General features: G+C 66.2%; 15 protein-coding genes. 4 read left to right on the forward strand and 11 right to left on the reverse strand.

Annotated features, from left to right (window positions below; genetic code table 11):
- The 5 genes from AB4Y43_RS22455 to AB4Y43_RS22475 all read right to left on the reverse strand — a co-directional run.
- On the reverse strand, nt 1-381 hold a 381-nt coding region (locus AB4Y43_RS22455; RefSeq protein ID WP_368728817.1), incomplete at its 3' end, for an SDR family NAD(P)-dependent oxidoreductase.
- Between the two features lie 156 nt (nt 382-537).
- Nucleotides 538-1,422 carry an amidohydrolase gene (locus AB4Y43_RS22460; RefSeq protein WP_368728818.1) on the reverse strand — a complete coding sequence of 295 codons (885 nt, stop codon included), beginning with the start codon at nt 1,420-1,422 and terminating at the stop codon, nt 538-540.
- Nucleotides 1,423-1,425: 3 nt separating this feature from the next.
- Nucleotides 1,426-2,463: an aldo/keto reductase gene (locus AB4Y43_RS22465; protein WP_368728819.1), complete on the reverse strand. Its 1,038-nt coding sequence runs from the start codon at nt 2,461-2,463 to the stop codon at nt 1,426-1,428.
- Between the two features lie 57 nt (nt 2,464-2,520).
- Nucleotides 2,521-3,834 (reverse strand): UxaA family hydrolase, encoded by a 1,314-nt coding sequence (locus tag AB4Y43_RS22470; protein ID WP_368728820.1) that lies wholly within the window; start codon nt 3,832-3,834, stop codon nt 2,521-2,523.
- A 42-nt stretch (nt 3,835-3,876) separates the two neighbouring features.
- The gene (locus tag AB4Y43_RS22475; RefSeq protein WP_069261443.1) at nt 3,877-4,206 is read right to left on the reverse strand and encodes a UxaA family hydrolase; all 330 of its coding nucleotides are present in this window, start codon (nt 4,204-4,206) and stop codon (nt 3,877-3,879) included.
- A gap of 202 nt (nt 4,207-4,408) precedes the next feature.
- On the opposite strand from AB4Y43_RS22475, the gene AB4Y43_RS22480 reads away from it, so the two are divergent.
- A complete protein-coding gene (locus tag AB4Y43_RS22480; RefSeq protein ID WP_256094445.1) occupies nt 4,409-5,242 on the forward strand; it encodes an IclR family transcriptional regulator in 834 nt (277 codons plus the stop codon).
- A 122-nt stretch (nt 5,243-5,364) separates the two neighbouring features.
- Nucleotides 5,365-5,910 (forward strand): hypothetical protein, encoded by a 546-nt coding sequence (locus AB4Y43_RS22485; protein WP_368689236.1) that lies wholly within the window; start codon nt 5,365-5,367, stop codon nt 5,908-5,910.
- An 18-nt stretch (nt 5,911-5,928) separates the two neighbouring features.
- On the opposite strand, the gene AB4Y43_RS22490 is transcribed toward AB4Y43_RS22485, so the two are convergent.
- The 4 genes from AB4Y43_RS22490 to AB4Y43_RS22505 all read right to left on the reverse strand — a co-directional run bounded on the left by AB4Y43_RS22490 (nt 5,929) and on the right by AB4Y43_RS22505 (nt 11,321).
- Nucleotides 5,929-8,292 carry a GNAT family N-acetyltransferase gene (locus AB4Y43_RS22490; RefSeq protein WP_368728821.1) on the reverse strand — a complete coding sequence of 788 codons (2,364 nt, stop codon included), beginning with the start codon at nt 8,290-8,292 and terminating at the stop codon, nt 5,929-5,931.
- Between the two features lie 237 nt (nt 8,293-8,529).
- Entirely contained in the window at nt 8,530-10,131 is a 1,602-nt protein-coding gene (locus tag AB4Y43_RS22495) for a peptide chain release factor 3 (protein ID WP_069261446.1), read from the reverse strand.
- A 563-nt stretch (nt 10,132-10,694) separates the two neighbouring features.
- Entirely contained in the window at nt 10,695-10,988 is a 294-nt protein-coding gene (locus tag AB4Y43_RS22500) for an H-NS family nucleoid-associated regulatory protein (protein WP_069261447.1), read from the reverse strand.
- A 105-nt stretch (nt 10,989-11,093) separates the two neighbouring features.
- Entirely contained in the window at nt 11,094-11,321 is a 228-nt protein-coding gene (locus tag AB4Y43_RS22505; RefSeq protein ID WP_069261448.1) for a hypothetical protein, read from the reverse strand.
- 159 nt (nt 11,322-11,480) lie between these two features.
- Here AB4Y43_RS22505 and AB4Y43_RS22510 point away from each other — a divergent pair, with 159 nt between their 5' ends.
- Nucleotides 11,481-12,956, forward strand: a complete 1,476-nt coding sequence (locus AB4Y43_RS22510; protein ID WP_368728822.1) for a helix-turn-helix transcriptional regulator — start codon at nt 11,481-11,483, stop codon at nt 12,954-12,956.
- Nucleotides 12,957-12,972: 16 nt separating this feature from the next.
- Here AB4Y43_RS22510 and AB4Y43_RS22515 read toward each other — a convergent pair whose 3' ends face one another.
- A complete protein-coding gene (locus tag AB4Y43_RS22515) occupies nt 12,973-13,194 on the reverse strand; it encodes a hypothetical protein (RefSeq protein ID WP_368604959.1) in 222 nt (73 codons plus the stop codon).
- A gap of 158 nt (nt 13,195-13,352) precedes the next feature.
- Complete coding sequence (locus AB4Y43_RS22520; protein WP_368728823.1) at nt 13,353-13,985, reverse strand: BON domain-containing protein; 633 nt, start codon at nt 13,983-13,985, stop codon at nt 13,353-13,355.
- Between the two features lie 193 nt (nt 13,986-14,178).
- Here AB4Y43_RS22520 and AB4Y43_RS22525 point away from each other — a divergent pair, with 193 nt between their 5' ends.
- Nucleotides 14,179-15,579 (forward strand): GntP family permease, encoded by a 1,401-nt coding sequence (locus tag AB4Y43_RS22525; RefSeq protein ID WP_368728824.1) that lies wholly within the window; start codon nt 14,179-14,181, stop codon nt 15,577-15,579.
- Nucleotides 15,580-15,637 lie beyond the last annotated feature (58 nt).

A 15,637-nucleotide genomic window follows, 5' to 3' on the forward strand; every position in this document is an offset into this window, starting at 1 on the left:
GTTGATGATCGACCCGCCGCCCTTCGCCAGCATGCCCGGCAGGAAGGCGCGGATGGTCCGGTACATCGCCTTCGCGTTCAGATCGAACGCGAAGTCCCAATCTTCTTCGCTCGCTTCCAGGATCGAGCCCGCGTGCACGAAGCCCGCGCAGTTGAACAGCACGTCGATCGCGCCCAGTTCCTGCGCGAGCGCCGTGATGGCCGCGCCGTCGAGCACGTCGAGCTTGCGCGCCTCGACCGGCAGCGCCGCCAGCGCGTCGATGCGCAGATCGGTAGCGATCACGCGTGCGCCTTCGCGCGCGAACAGTTCGGCGGCCGCGTAGCCGATGCCCTGGCCCGCCGCGGTGATCAGGGCCGTTTTGCCGGCCAGTCTTTGTACCATCTGCCACTCCAGTTGGAAGCGCGGCACGGCGATACCCCGTATTGCAGCAGGCCCCCATGCCGCGATCGAGCGAAGAAATCGCGGGAAGAAGTTGGGATGACGCAAACGGCCATTATGGCGACGCAGGCGCGCCTCGTGGCGTTCGGCGGACCTTTTCTAACCGGCTGGATGGTCCCCGAGCCCGGATTCAAGCCGATAGAAAGCCGCAGCGTTGCCGCCGAAAACGGCGGCGCGCTCGTCTGCGGAAAGTGCTTGTGTAAGCTGCTGCGCACTCGCGTACCAGCGTGCGTAATCGCCATTGAGGTTCAGCACCGGCCAGTCGCTGCCCCACATGAGGCGTTGCGGCCCGAACTCGGCAAGCAGATGCGCGACCCACGGCGCCAGCGTAGCGTCGTCCCAGCCGGGCGCGGCTTCGGTCGCGAGCCCCGACAGCTTGCAGTGCACGTGCGCAAACTGCGCGAAGCGCGTGATGGCGTGCGCCCACGCCGCAAAGCCGCTCTCGCCGCCCGCCGCGATCGGCGGCTTCGCGCCGTGATCGATCACCACGCGCAGCGCGGGATGCCGCGCGAGGAACGTCGCGAGCGCATCCGCGTGGCGCGTGAACACGAGCGCGTCGAAAGCGAGATCGTGCGCGATGAGCGCTTGCACGCCGCGCGCGGTATCGGCTTTCGCGATCCAGTCGTCGTCGGGCAGGTCCTGCAGCATCGGGCGCACGCCGCGCAGCTTGGGCTCGCGCGCGAGTTCGGCGATCAGCGTAGCGACGTGCGGATCGTCCAGCGGCACCCAGCCCACCATGCCCGCAATCGACGGCTCGTTGCGTGCAAGATCGAGCAGCCAGCGTGTTTCTTCGACAGTCGGCGCGGCCTGCACGACCACCGTGCGCGCCACGCCGCACGACGCGCGCAGCGGCGCGAGATCGGCGGGTCCGAACGCGCGATACAGCGCGGTCATCGAAGGCGTGAGCCAGCCGTAGTCGCCGCGTGCCGGGTCCCAATAGTGCTGATGGGCGTCGATCCGTTCGATCGTAGAGATGGTAGTCATGGCTCAAGCCTGCGGAAGCGGCGCGCGCGGATCGAGGAGACCTTTGTCGCGCAGCGCGAGCCACAACTCGCGGGGCAAGTTCGTCTCGAACGAGGCGACGTTCTCGCGCACCTCCTGCGGGCTGCGTGCGCCGTTGAGCACCGTCGCCACGGCCGGGTGCGCATAGGGAAACTGCAGCGCCGCCGCCGCGAGCGGGGCGTCGTAGGTCCGGCAGATCGTATCGAGCCGCGCCACGCGTTCGACCACGTCCTGCGGCGCGTCGGCGTAGTTGAATTTGAGTTCGCCGAGCAGTCCGTGCGCGAGAATGCCCGAGTTGAACGCGCCGCCCAGCAGAATGCTCACGCCCTTCTTCTCGCACTCGGGCAGCAGGTCGTCGAGCGGCGTCTGTTCGAGCAGCGTATAGCGGCCCGCCAGCAATGCGCAATCGATGTCGAACTCCTGCATCGCCTCGCGTATCACTTCGCGCTCGTTCACGCCGAAGCCGATCGCCTTGATCGCGCCCGCCTTGCGCAATTCGTCGAGCGCCTTGAAACCGCTGTCGCGCAGTTGCCGCCAGTAGTGCTCGTTGCGCTCGCCGTGCGTGTAGCGGCCGATATCGTGCACGAGCAGGATATCGATATCGACTAAGCCGAGCCGCTGCTGGCTGTCCTCGAACGAACGCAGAATGCCGTCGCGCGCGTAATCGAAGATCGCTTCGAAGGGCAGCGGGTTTTGCCAGCCCTCGCTGCCGTCGTACTCATGCGTGCGCGGCACGAAATGGCGGCCCACTTTCGTGGAAATCACGTACTCGTTGCGCGGATAGCGCCGCAGCGCCGCGCCCAGCCGGTGCTCGGCCTTGGTGTGGCCATAGTGCGGCGCGGTATCGAAAAAGCGGATGCCGGCTTCCCACGCGGCGTCGACGGTGGCTTGCGCCTCTTCTTCGGACAGGTCGCGATACAGGCCGCCGAGCGGCGCGGTGCCTAGACCCAATGCGCTGACTTCGAGCGCCGTGCGGCCGATACGGCGCCTGTGCGCCACCCTGGGATGCTGTTCTTGCGCCATGGCTCGTCTCCTCCTGGAGATGGTTGTTTCCACAACGAAATCATCCGACTGCGCGGTTCAGTTCGCGGCTTCGACGATCGGCACGCGCGCACTGGCGGGCAGGCATGCGGGACCGACGGGCTCGAAGCGCTTGTACGTGAGGATAAACTCCTGGTGCCCGAGCGTTTCCGACTTCGAACGCTCGCCGCCCGCTACGGCCAGCGTGCGGTCGAACACTTCGCGCCCCACTTCGTCGAGCGTCGCGCACCCTTCGAGAATGCGGCCCGCGTCCACGTCCATGTCGCCGGCGAGGTTGCGGTAGGTCAGCGGGTTTGCGCACACCTTGATGACCGGCGCAAGCGCAGAGCCGACCACCGACCCGCGCCCTGTCGTAAACAGGATCAGGTGCGCGCCGCACGCGATCAGCTCCGCGATTTCCGCATTGTCGCTGATATTCGGAAAGCCGAAGCGCGGCTCGCCATCGGGCACCACGTCGAGCAGATAGAGACCGCCCGTGGGCGGCACGTCGCCCGGCTTCACGATGCCGACGATCGGCGAGGCGCCGCTTTTTGCATACGCGCCGAGCGACTTCTCTTCCTGCGTGGTGAGGCCGCCGTCCGCGTTGCCGACGGCGAACGAACCGTGGCCCAGAATCGAGTAATAGCGCGCCGCCTTGGCCACGCACGCGACGATCGCCTCGCCCAGTTCGGGTCTTGCGGCGCGGCTTTTCATGTGGAATTCGCAGCCCACCAGCTCGCCGGTTTCCTCAAAAATGCAGGCCGAACCCGCTGCGATCAGCTGATCGAAGGCGCGGCCCACAGCCGGGTTGGCGGTGATGCCGCTCGTGCCGTCCGAGCCGCCGCAAATCGTGCCGACCACGAGTTCATCGAGGCGCATCGGCACTTTCTGTTGCGCGGCGAGTTGCGCACGCGCTTCGCGCACCCAGTCGAGACCGTACTGAATCGTGCTGCGCGTGCCGCCCTTTTCCTGGATCGTCAGGACTTCTACCGGACGGCCGCTCGCGCGCACCTGCTCCACGAGATAGTGCTTGTTCATGCTCTCGCAGCCGAGCGAAACGAACAGCACCGCGCCCACGTTCGGATGCGTGGTGAGCTGCTTCATCATCTTCTCGGCGTAGCTGTTGGGAAAACAGCCCGGAAAACCGATCAGATGCACCGGCGGCGCTTCTGGCTGCTGCAGCGCGGGCGGATCGTCGAACGCGCCAAGGGGTTCGCGGAACTGCGCGACGATTTCCTGCGCCACGTGGTGCGCGCATTCCACGAGATAGGCCACCGCAACCACGTTGCGTATGCCCTTGCGTCCGTCGTTGCGCAGCCAGCCTTCGAGCATGGGCGCGGCGGCTCGTGAAGGGGTGACGTTGCTATCGCTCATAACATGAATCCTGCTCGCGGCGCGTGCCGCATCATGGTGGCGTTACTTGTGCGGCACGAATTCGTGCCCCGCGTCGTGCGTGTAGGTCGGCAAGTAATCGCTTTCCAGGTTGTGCGTGTGCAGATGCTCGCCGCGCGCCACCGGCTCGCTTACGTGGCCGATGCGCGCGCCATAGCGCAGCACCTTCTCGTCTTGTGCGAGCGCGCGGCGCGCCACCTTGTGACCGAGTTCGATCGTCCTGGCGAGCGTCACACGCTCGCCTTCTATCTCTACCGTTTCGCCCGCTGCCAGACGCGCTGCCGCGATCAGGCAGTTGTCCTCGGGCGCGAGCAGAATCAGGCGTGCGTCGGTATGGGGTGCGTTGCCGTTCACAGATCGTCTCCGCATTTAATCCTGCGCCCTTGTCGCCATCGAGCGAAATGCCGCCGCGCCCGCGACCTGTTGCAACTGCCTTTTCCCAACCTGACGACGCTGGCGTTTATTCACCAGTGAATGCATTATTCATATACGCACATCCCAAGGTCAAGCGATGTGCAGTGCAGCATGGGTCCGTGATTTCCCTGGGGACGATCGAATGGAAAAGAACACGAAGAAGAGTCAGATGGACAACGTGCCCGAGGAAGCCGACGAGAAAGACGACGCCGATCGCTATCGCGCGCCCGCGCTGGACAAGGGGCTCGACATCCTCGAACTGCTTGCGGAACAGCGCGCCGGCCTCACGCGCGCCGAGATCACGAAGGCGCTGGGACGCAACGCGAGCGAGATCTACCGCATGCTTGAGCGGCTCGTGGCGCGGCAATACGTTATCCGTTCGGAAGGCGGCGACCGCTATGCGCTGAGCCTGAAACTCTTCGCGCTCGCCCATCGTCACCCGCCCATGGAGCGCCTGATCTCGGAAGCGCTGCCGCTCATGCAGCGCTTCGCCGACGAAGCCGAACAGTCGTGCCATCTCACCGTCTACGACCGCGGCAACCTGCTCGTGATCGCCCAGGTGGACGGGCCGGGCACATGGGGCATCGCGGTGCGGCTGGGTTCGCGCGTGGGTCTCGTCGACACGAGTTCGGGCCGCACGCTGCTCGCCTGGCAAACGCCGGAGCAGCGCGCGCACATGCTCGCGGAGCATACGAAGGTGAAGGGCGAGGTGGCGATCGATCACGCGGCGCTCGAAGCCGCGTGCGAGCAGGTGCGCGAGGCGGGCTTCTCGCGCAAGGACAGTCAGCAGATTTTCGGCGTGACCGACGTGACGTTTCCGGTGCTCGGGCCTTCGGGTCAGGCGATCGCGGCGCTCACCTGCCCGTTCCTCAAGCGCATCGACGACTATGTCGCGCCCTCGCTCGACGAGGCGACGCAAATGCTGAGCGCGACCGTGCAGACCTTGTCGATGTTCCGCGAGGACGGCGCAGCCTGACGCCCGGTGGACTCAAGCCGGCCACGCAAAACGGTTAGAATGGCGGCCCTCTCAAAAAAACCTGTGCGCCGCGCGCGCTGCCGCAAACCGGCGGGCAAGCGGCTCACGCGCATTCGAAACCCATGGCGAAACTCCTGACCGATCAAGAATTCCAGCGCTTTTCCGAGCTTCAGCAGAAACAGGCGAGCTTCACGATCTCGGCTGACGAAGCCGACGAGTTGCGCGATATCGTCGCGCGCGCGCAGAAAAAGCGCGACGACCGCGCCGACGCGATGAAGACCGTCGAAACCGCCATCGCGCAATTCGAGATCGCTCCCGAGGAGCTGTTCACGGCCGAGCAGATCGCCGAAGCCGCGCGCAATTTCGGCCTGATTCCGGCCACGCGCAAGGAGCGCGTGCTGCCGCCGTCGCTCACCTTCAACGGCAAGACGCATCAGTGGACCACGCGCGCGCTGCCCGAGGAAATCCGCATGCCGCTGTTCGAGGCGTTCCAGGGCGGCCAGTCGGTGAAGGCGTTCATCGCCACGCCCAAGGACGCCGCGCGCTGCGCTGCGACCATCGCGCGGCTGGAGAAGGAAACCGGCGCGCAGTACGGCGAGGCCTGGCTCGAAGAGCTCGCACTCACGCGCGGCCAGATCGACGACGCGCTCGCGAAGCTGGCCGCCTAAGCAGCGAGGCGCGCCGGCTCAGTCGAGCGGCATGCGAAAGCCGACCACGCCCGGGTCTTCCGTGGGCGTGACGGTGAAGCCGCAGGCGCGCGCGAGGCCGATCATCGGCGCGTTCTCGCGCAGCGCCTCGCCGAGCAGCCAGTGCGTGCCGCGCGAGCGCACGTACTCGATGATGCGCGACATCAGCAAGCGGCCAAGGCCCCCGCGCTTGAGATTCGACAGAATCGCGACCGCGAACTCGGCGGTCTCGTTGTCCGGATCGGCCACGGCGCGCACCACGCCCAGCGTGCGCGGCTGGCCGTCCTCGCCACGCACCACCGCAATCAGCGCCATCTCGCGGTCGTAGTCGATTTGCGTCATGCGTGCGAGTTGCGTGTGATCGAAGCTGCGCACCGCCGAGAAGAAGCGCAGGCGCAAGTCGTCGGGTGTCATCGACTCGACGAACGTGCGGTGCATCTCCTCGTCTTCGGGACGGATCGGGCGGATCGTGAGGCGCTCGCCGTGCCAGTCGATGGTTTCTTCGAGCCGCCGCGGATACGGCATGATCGCGAAGCGGCTGCGCTTTTCCGCGAGCTGCAGGCAGGGCGCGACGACCACGACCGCCTCGGGCAGCACACGCAGCGTCAGACGCAAGCCCACGATTTCCCGCACCTCGCACACGAACTGCGATAGCTCGGTGAGCGCGGCCAGCGTCGGCTCGGGCGCCGTGTAGCGCGCATAGGGCGAGTGCGCGACGATGTCGCGCGAGAGCACGGGGTTCAGCGGCGGCAGGCTGTACACGCGCAGCGGCGGCGAAAAGTCGTCCGGCGAAGGCGCGGCGAAACGGAACACCGGGCCGAAGTTGTCGTCGTCGCGAAACTCGACCGACACATCCACCACGGGCTTCACGCCCGGTTCGTCCTGCGCCTGCGTGGCGAGCCCGAACAAGGCCAGCAATCTGCCCGCCTCCTCCCCTTTCAGTTCCGTGCGCCCGGCCGCCAGCGCCGCGCGCGCTTCGCCCTGCGCGGCCTCGATCGCGGCCGGGCCCTGCGCGGGCATCGTCTCCGGCGTCTGCATCAAGAGCTCGCGGCCCAGCCGGTAATCGACGAGACGGGCAAACGCGCGCGCCAGGCGCCGCGGCGTGGTGTGTACCGGAATGCCGTGCGCGTGCAGTTCGTCGCGCGTGGTTTCGTCCACCCCGCCGAAGAAGCACGCGAGCATGCCGCGATACGCGAAACGCTGTTGCTCGATCAGCGTGCGCGCCACGGCGTCCACCGGCGCGCTGTGGGTGGGCGCGTGCACGACGAACGCCGTGCCGCTCGAGCGGTGCGTGGCGAGCGTTTGCAGCGCGAGGCCGAAGTGCTCGGGCTTCGCGGTGTCGCCGAGCACGAGCGGATTGCCGGCCTGCGCGTGCGGCAGCGCGGCCTGGACGGCCGCGAGCGCTTCGTCGTTCCAGCGGGCGAGCGTGTCGCCGGCTTTCATGAAGGCGTCGCGCGCAAGTGTCGCCACGCCGCGGTCGCTCGTGATGAGCGTGGCCGTGTCGCTCGCGGCCACGCGGCCCACGCCGAGCGTTTCGATTTCGTCGAGCAGGTCGTCGAGCGTGTCGACGCGCACGAGACCCGCGCGCCGGAACGCCGCCGTGTAGAGCGCATCGCCCTTGTCGTCGCGGCCACTTCTCAGCGCGAGCACAGGCTTGTTGCGCGCCGCCGCGCGCGCCGCCGACATGAACTTGCGCGCCGCGCGGATCGTGTCCACTTCGAGCAGGATCGCGCGCGTGCTCGGGTCGCTCGCGAGGTAGTCGAGCACGTCGCCCACGTCGACGTCGGCTTCGTCGCCGAGCGCGATCACGTGCGAAAAGCCCAGGCCGCGCGGCGCGGCCCAGCGCAGCACCGCGTTGGTGAGCGCGTTGGACTGCGACACCCAGGCCACGCCGCCCTTGCGCGCAATCGACGCTGCCGCGCCCAGCTGCGCGTTGAGCGCGGGCGTGAGCGCGCCGAGACTGCCGGGGCCGACGATGCGCAGCAGATGCGGGCGCGCCGCCGCCAGTGCGTGGCGCAGGTCGGCCTGGTCGGCCTCGTCGCTCGCCTCGCCGACGATGATCGCCGCGCGCGTGCCCATGCCGCCCAAGCGATGCACGAGCGCGGGCCACGTGGCGGGCCGCGTGCAGATGATCGCGACGCCGGGCGCCTCGGGCAGGTCGCTTGCGTCGGCGAGCACGGGCCGGCCGTCGAAGGCTTCGAAGTCGCCCGCATGGCGCGGATTGACGGCCCACAGCGGGCTCGTGAAGCCGCCTTCGATCAGCCGCCGCCATACCATCCTGCCGATACTGCCGGGGCGCTGCGAAGCGCCGATCACGGCCACGGATTTCGGCTGGAACACTGCATCGAGATTGCGTACGGTCACAGGCACTCCTCGTCGGTCGGACAGGCGCTTGCCATAGAGGCGAACGCCGGTTTGTCGTCTTTTACCGTTACGAGAAGAGGATAGGGCAAGCGCGCAGGCGCTGCGCGTATTTCGCCCGGCGCCTATGAGCGCAGACGCGGCGGCATGGCGCCGCACGCCGCCCTGGGCGTGTGGCACCACGATGCGCGAGAAGGACTTTGCCTGGTTTGTGAACGCGGCGCGAGCGCGCCGTGTGTGTTACATCGACTTGCGGAACGGCGCGCCCGAATGCTCGCGCAGCTCGTTGAACACGATCTTCGGCCAGGCCTTTTGCGCGACCTCGATTTCGGAGACGTGCGAGGCGAGATAGGTCGGCGCGTTCGACGCGTCGTAGGCCATGCGGGCCTCGTACGAATCGGTGAAGCGGCGCAGCTCGGCGGGATCGTCGCAGGTCACCCAGCGCGAGAGGCGATAGCGCGCCGGCATCAGGCGCACGGCAACCTTGTACTCGGCCGCGAGGCGGTGCGACACCACTTCGAACTGCAGCTGACCGACCGCGCCCAGGATCGTCGCGCCGCCGTGGATCGGGCGGAACACCTGGATCGCGCCCTCTTCGCCAAGCTGCTTGAGCGCTTCGCCCAGTTGCTTCGCGCGCATCGGATCGACCACTTCGATGGTCTGGAAGATTTCCGGCGCGAAGAACGGCAGACCCGTGAATTGCAGGTCTTCGCCTTCGGTGAGCGTGTCGCCGAGGCTCAGCGTGCCGTGGTTAGGAATACCGATGATGTCGCCAGGGTACGCCTCGGCCACGGTCTCGCGGCGCTGTGACAGGAAGCTCACCACGTTATTCGCGCGGAAGGTCTTGTTGTTGCGCGTGACCTTCAGCTGCATGCCGCGCTCGAAATGGCCCGAACACACGCGGATGAACGCCACGCGGTCGCGGTGCGCGAGGTCCATGTTGGCCTGCACCTTGAACACGACGCCCGTGAACTTCGGCTCTTCTGGCGAGACCGGTCGCTGCACGGCCATCCGCGGCGACGGCGGCGGCGCGAGATCGACCAGCGCGTCGAGAATTTCCTTCACGCCGAAGTTGTTGATCGCCGAGCCGAACAGCACCGGCGACTGCTCGCCCGCGAGAAAGGCGTCGCGATCGAAGGTGGGCGTCGCGCCCGTGATCAGCTCGACTTCTTCCTTGGTGCGCTTCCAGTGATAGCCGAAGCGCGCTTCGCCATCGGCGTCGCTGATGTGCTGCAGCGTTTCCACCGCGCCGCCCAGCGACTCCTGACCCGCGCGGAACACGCGTACCTGGTCGCGCTGGATGTCGTACACGCCCTGGAACTCCTTGCCCATCCCGATAGGCCAGGTGAACGGCACGGCGGCCACGCCCAGGTGCTGCTCGATTTCGTCGAGCAGGTCGAGCGGCTCGCGCACTTCGCGGTCGAGCTTGTTGATGAACGTGAGAATGGGCGTCTTGCGGCTGCGGCAGACTTCGAGCAGCTTGAGCGTTTGCGCTTCCACGCCGTTCGCGCCGTCGATCACCATCACGGCGGCGTCGACCGCCGTGAGCACGCGGTACGTGTCTTCCGAGAAGTCCTCGTGGCCCGGCGTGTCGAGCAGATTGATGACCGCGTCGCCGTACTCGAACTGCATGACCGAACTGGCGACCGAGATGCCACGCTGCTTTTCGATCTCCATCCAGTCGGAGGTCGCGAAGCGGCCGCTCTTCTTGCCCTTCACGGTGCCCGCGATCTGGATCGCGCCCGAAAACAGCAGCAGCTTTTCGGTGAGCGTGGTCTTGCCCGCGTCCGGGTGAGAAATGACCGCGAACGTGCGGCGGCGTCTGAGTTCGGCTACTGACATGGATAGGGCGGGTATCACAGATGAATTCGGGCAACCGGGCCGCGCGGCGGGGGTTGCGGCGAGCGCGGCGGCGCTTGCGGGCGCGTTTTCAAGCAACGCTTACGGCGCGTGCGGCGAGCAGTGCGCTGCCTGCGACGCACGGCAAATAGCACGAGCGATCGGGAATGTCCCGCGGATGCCCGCGCAAAAAAGCGAAAAGGCGCCGGGACCGAATGATACACGGCATTCGCCCCGCCGACTAAAGGTTTGATGGGGTTCGAACGCGTTGGACGCGCTGGTTCGCGCCGCGTTGGCAAAGGTGAGCTTTTACAGGACCTCGATGCGAGCGCACCGTCGACAGCTTCGTGCACCCGCCTCGCTCGCGAGACGCCCCCGTTTTCACGAGAATTTCCTTTCGCCACAGACATGCAAGCGCTGCGTGAGCGTCCTGGTCCCGCTCGTTGCGGCATGCCGCTGCGCGCCGCGCGGGACCTGAGGTGAGCTTTTTCGGGACTCGATACGGTGCGGCCGTCACGGCGGGTGCTGCGCCCCCCTGGTGCAACGGCCTGGCAGGAATTGGCCCGTTATTCCTTGATGAGGAAGCGTTCGCGGTTCTTGCCCGCCAGCCAGCCCGGCGCGCGGCCACGGCCGCTCCAGGTCTCGCCGGTTTTCGGGTTCATGTAGCGGGCCGGCAGCGCCTTCTTGCGCGCGGGGCCTGCACGTCGGCTCGTGAAGCCCAGTTCTTCCGCGGTGATGTCGTACTCCGCGATTTTTTCCTTGATCTCGGCGATCGCCTGGTCAATTTCCTTTTCACGCGCCGCAGCCACTTCCTTGTGAAGCTTCTCCAGCTGGGCGGTCAGTTGCTTGTAGCTCGGCATGAAAACGCATCTCCAGTTCGGTCAAGAGAGTGCCATTGTGACCGGTTTGGAGCCCGTGCGACGATGCAGGCGCGCATTTTTACAACGCTATCGCAAACGTTGGCGTTACCGTTCGCGTTGCCCAAGCGATTCGTGCGACAGACGGCTTTCGAGCGCGCGCAGCGCTTCGTTGAGCCGCTTCACGCGCTGCACCTGCGAAGGCACGAGGTTCTCGCCGGAAACCGACTCGAGCCGGCCGCGCCAATAAGAGAGCGGAATACGGTCGCGCCCCGAGAGCCGCCCGATGATATGTTCGAGATGCTCAATGTCCTTTTCGAGTTGGTGATGATTCATCGCTGCCCCCGGTAATGACAAGTTTTATCGAGCGCGCACAAATAGCGCGCACTCACTTTCGTCGCATCGCCGCTTTTCCGCACGCCGCGGATAATCGGTCGGTTTGGTAATCGCGCCGGCTGACCGTGCTAAATGCATGCCGCAGCGGATTGACTGCTTTTGTTCGTACTGTCAGACCAGAATAAAGCCAGCGCGACCGGCTATCCGTTGGATACCGCACGGAATTCCAGAGGCCGCTCGTCCACGCTCGCGGTTGTATCCGCATCCATATCGAAAGGCAGATTAACGGGGACTATTGCGCCTGTATATTCCTCAATTGTGGAACGCTATGCGGAGCGCATTTTGCTGCCATCAGTCTTTCACAATACGAACAACGAGAATGGCGTGAAAACAAACGAATCACAATACGATCGCCTGCTGCACCTTATTTACGACACACTCGATAATCCTTGCGCCTGGAAGGATTTTTGCGCGCAATTGCGCGAAGCGACTGGAGTGGCGTCAGTTCATCTGTATGCCTTTGACCGGCAGCGCGATCTATTTTCCTGGAGCGACGGTTTCGCACTCACCGGCGCGGAACCGCTGGAGCGCATCCGGCCGCTGTACCGCGACGATGTGCGCCTGGCATGGCTGCGCGCTTACCCGCCGGGCAAGTGGCTGCATTGCGGCATCGAGCTCGACTGCGCGGACGGCGACTGCGCAGCCGGGTTCGAGCTCTGCCCGCTCGAGGCAGGCCATCGCTACGCGGCGCTTTGCAAGCTGATCGAACAGAACGGGCTCGCCGTTATGCTCGCGTGCCGCGTGGACGCCCAGGCCGGGCCGCTCCCGGGCGAGCACCGCGAACTGCTCGAGCGGCTCACGCCGCACCTCGTGCGCGCGGTGCGCCTGTACCTGCGCCGCTTTGCCTTGAACGCCGACACGCTTGCAAACCGCTCACGTCCGCCAGCCATGCTCGTGAGCGCGCTGGGCGAGGTGCTCCATAGCAACGAGGCCGCACAGCGGCTCCTGAAGGCGACCTCGCTCGTGCGGGTGCGCGGTCGGCGCATCACGCTCGCGGCGCCCTATCACGCGCGCCTGCTCGAGGACATCGCCGTGAGCGAGGCGCGCCTGCGCAACCGTATGAGCGGCGCGCGGGCTGCGGCGGCGCGCTTTCGCGCGTTGCGTATCGTAGGGGCCGCCGACGGCACGCTCGCGCCGGATGCGCCCGATGCTGCGGCCGCAACGGACCCGCACGGCCAAACCCATGATGGGCGGGGCCGCGCGCAGGCCTCGGCGAGCCAGCAGGAGGTGCTCTACGCGTTCTACAACGTGGTGACGGCCGACGACGCCTCGGCCGCGGAATTGCGCGCTTTCGCGGCGCTGACCTTCTATCACCCGCGCTCCGCGCCGCTGGTCGACGAGCGGGTACTCGCGACGGCCTTCGATCTTTCGCCGGCCGAATGCCGTATTGCGCTGCTGCTTGCGGAAGGTCTCACGCAAAAGGAAATCGCCGCGCACGTCGGCGTGAAGCACGACACCGTGCGCAAACAATTGCAATCGATCTTTCAGAAGACGGCGACGCGCCGCCAGCCCGACCTGCTGCGCCTTTTGCTGAACCTGCCGGCGCGCGGACCGAGCGCCGCCGCCGAGGGCTGAGCGGGGCGCGAGAGGCTTATTGGGCCTTGCGGCAGGCGAACACGAGCGTGTAGTTGCCGTTGTCGGTCGAGGTCGCGACGGTGTCGTAGCCTGCGCCGGCGCAACGGGCACGCGCCTGCTGCGCGCAGGAATCGCGATCGCCCGACGCCGGGCATTGCACCTGGATCGTCGGACGGCCGTCCGACAGGAACAGCGGCGGGCCGCTGCTGCACGCAGCCAGCCCTGCGATCAAGGTCAACGCACACGCCGCGAACGGCAATCTGTGCAAACGGAACAACGACGAACCAGGACGAGTCATTTGGAGCACCCCAACGGGCTTCTAGTTTTTCGACGTTGCGATTGTGCCACGCCGCGAGCCATGTGCGATGCATCGCCGCGAGCGCCGCGTGCACGCGCTCAGGGCGCGGTCGAGAGCGTCTTGTACGGCAGCGCGCCCTGCGGGTCCGAACTCACGCGTACGAAGACCTGCTCGACGTCGGGAATCGCGGCGAGCCGGCGCTCGAGCGCCGCACTGTCGAAGCCGGGGCCCGCGCAGCCCTCCGCGTAGACGAAACGGCGCTGCACCGTGATCCAGATGCTCGTGCCCGCAAACAGGGCATCGCCTTGCAGTTGCTGGCGAATCGCCGCTGCAATGTCCGCATCGTAGAGATACGAGTTCGGCTTCGAGCACTTGTGCGCGAGCCAGCAGGTCGTGCCGCGCTCCACGCGATAGTGGGCGTCGTCGTCGGCTTCGGCTTTCGTAATCCGCGGGCCGAGCGGCTGCGGACAGGCGCTGATCGCGTTCGACAACGCGAAGAACGGGTCGTTGTACCAGTTCTTGCGCTGGGGATCCGGCGCGCTCGTCGTGTTCTCGGCCTTTGAGGCGGGCGCGGAAGCGCCGGCTTGCGCTTGTGCGAACGCTGCGCCCGCCCAGATGCCCGCCCAGATGCCCGCGAAAACGCCCACGCAAACAAGCGCCGCCGCAAGCCGCGCTGTCTGCACCGCCCGCACGCGCCACGCACCTGGCCCGCCGTTACCGATTGCACTCATCGACTGGCACCTCTGCGGCTCGCTCTTCTGCGCAACGATAGGACCGAGCGGCCACGCTCGCAATAACGAGATAAATCCTTTCGTTACAATCGCTGCGACGCACCACGGCCTCGCCGCACGAAAGGACGCAGCGAAAGCCATCACACACGCAGCAAGCTGAATCGCGCAACGCGATCGATCCGCAGGAGACTCCATGTCGTTTGTTATCGTTCTCGCCGCCCTCGCGTTCCTCATGCTTGCCGCGTACCGCGGCTACAGCGTGATTCTCTTCGCGCCCATCGCCGCGCTCGCCGCGGTCCTCCTCACCGAACCCGCCGCTGTTGCACCCGTCTTCTCGGGCATCTTCATGGAAAAGATGGTGGGCTTCGTGAAGCTCTACTTTCCTGTGTTCCTGCTCGGCGCGGTATTTGGCAAGGTGATCGAACTATCGGGATTTTCCGAAGCGATCGTGCACGCCGCCATCCGCTATATCGGCCGCTCGCGCGCCAACGCCGTGATCGTCGCCGTCTGCGCGCTGCTCACTTACGGCGGCGTTTCGCTCTTCGTAGTGGTGTTCGCCGTCTACCCGTTCGCAGCCGAACTCTATCGCCAGAGCGATATTCCGAAGCGCCTCATGCCGGGCGCCATCGCGCTCGGCGCCTTTTCGTTCACGATGGATTCGCTGCCCGGCACGCCGCAGATCCAGAACATCATTCCCACCACGTTCTTCAAGACCACCGCGTGGGCCGCGCCTGCGCTCGGCGTGACCGGTTCGCTCTTCATCGTCGTGGTGGGCCTCTCGTACCTCGAATGGCGCCGCCGCAGCGCGATGTCGAAAGGCGAAGGCTACGGCACCTCGCTCCTGAACGAACCGGAACACGTCAAGACCGAACACCTGCCCAACCCGCTGCTCGCCGTCGCGCCGCTCGTGCTGGTGGGCGTGGCGAACTTCCTGCTCACGCACTGGATTCCCGTCTGGTACGGCGACACCGTGACCGTGCCGCCCGAAGTGCTGCCCGGCATTCATACGCCGGTCACGGCCACCGTCAAGCAGGTCGTGGCGATCTGGGCGGTTCAGGGCGCGTTGCTCGCGGGTATCGTGCTCGTGATCGTCACGGCGTTCGGCCGCGTGAAAGACCGCTTCGCGAACGGCACGAAGGCGGCCGTGGCCGGGGCGCTGCTGGCTTCGATGAATACCGCCTCGGAATACGGCTTCGGCGGTGTGATTGCGGCGCTGCCCGGGTTCATCGTCGTGAGCGATGCGCTCAAGAGCATTCCGAATCCGCTCGTGAACGCCGCCGTTTCGGTGAGCGCGCTCGCGGGTATCACGGGGTCGGCATCGGGCGGCATGAGCATCGCGCTCGCGGCCATGTCGGATCTCTTCGTCAAAAACGCACAGGCAGCGCATATTCCGATGGAAGTGCTGCACCGCGTGGTGGCCATGGCCAGCGGCGGCATGGACACGCTGCCGCACAATGGCGCGGTCATCACGCTGCTCGCGGTTACGGGGCTCACGCACCGCGAGTCGTATCGGGACATTTTTGCGGTGACGGTGATCAAGACGCTGGCCGTCTTCTTCGTCATCGCCGTGTACTATGCGACGGGGATTGTTTGAATTTCTTTCTCCGGAAACTCAAGTTGCAGCGTGTCCATATCTTCTGAAACAAGGGCGG

It is taken from the genome of Paraburkholderia sp. BR10872 (assembly GCF_040965835.1).
Classification (GTDB): Bacteria; Pseudomonadota; Gammaproteobacteria; order Burkholderiales; family Burkholderiaceae; genus Paraburkholderia; species Paraburkholderia nodosa_A.

What these genes read in the sequence shown, in the direction of transcription:
- AB4Y43_RS22470 (WP_368728820.1), bottom strand. Translation starts at nt 3,834, where the DNA reads ATGAGCGATAGCAACGTCACCCCTTCACGAGCCGCCGCGCCCATGCTC.
- AB4Y43_RS22460 (WP_368728818.1), bottom strand. Translation starts at nt 1,422, where the DNA reads ATGACTACCATCTCTACGATCGAACGGATCGACGCCCATCAGCACTAT.
- AB4Y43_RS22520 (WP_368728823.1), bottom strand. Translation starts at nt 13,985, where the DNA reads ATGAGTGCAATCGGTAACGGCGGGCCAGGTGCGTGGCGCGTGCGGGCG.
- AB4Y43_RS22505 (WP_069261448.1), bottom strand. Translation starts at nt 11,321, where the DNA reads ATGAATCATCACCAACTCGAAAAGGACATTGAGCATCTCGAACATATC.
- AB4Y43_RS22525 (WP_368728824.1), top strand. Translation starts at nt 14,179, where the DNA reads ATGTCGTTTGTTATCGTTCTCGCCGCCCTCGCGTTCCTCATGCTTGCC.
- AB4Y43_RS22495 (WP_069261446.1), bottom strand. Translation starts at nt 10,131, where the DNA reads ATGTCAGTAGCCGAACTCAGACGCCGCCGCACGTTCGCGGTCATTTCT.
- AB4Y43_RS22465 (WP_368728819.1), bottom strand. Translation starts at nt 2,463, where the DNA reads ATGGCGCAAGAACAGCATCCCAGGGTGGCGCACAGGCGCCGTATCGGC.
- AB4Y43_RS22480 (WP_256094445.1), top strand. Translation starts at nt 4,409, where the DNA reads ATGGAAAAGAACACGAAGAAGAGTCAGATGGACAACGTGCCCGAGGAA.
- AB4Y43_RS22500 (WP_069261447.1), bottom strand. Translation starts at nt 10,988, where the DNA reads ATGCCGAGCTACAAGCAACTGACCGCCCAGCTGGAGAAGCTTCACAAG.
- AB4Y43_RS22485 (WP_368689236.1), top strand. Translation starts at nt 5,365, where the DNA reads ATGGCGAAACTCCTGACCGATCAAGAATTCCAGCGCTTTTCCGAGCTT.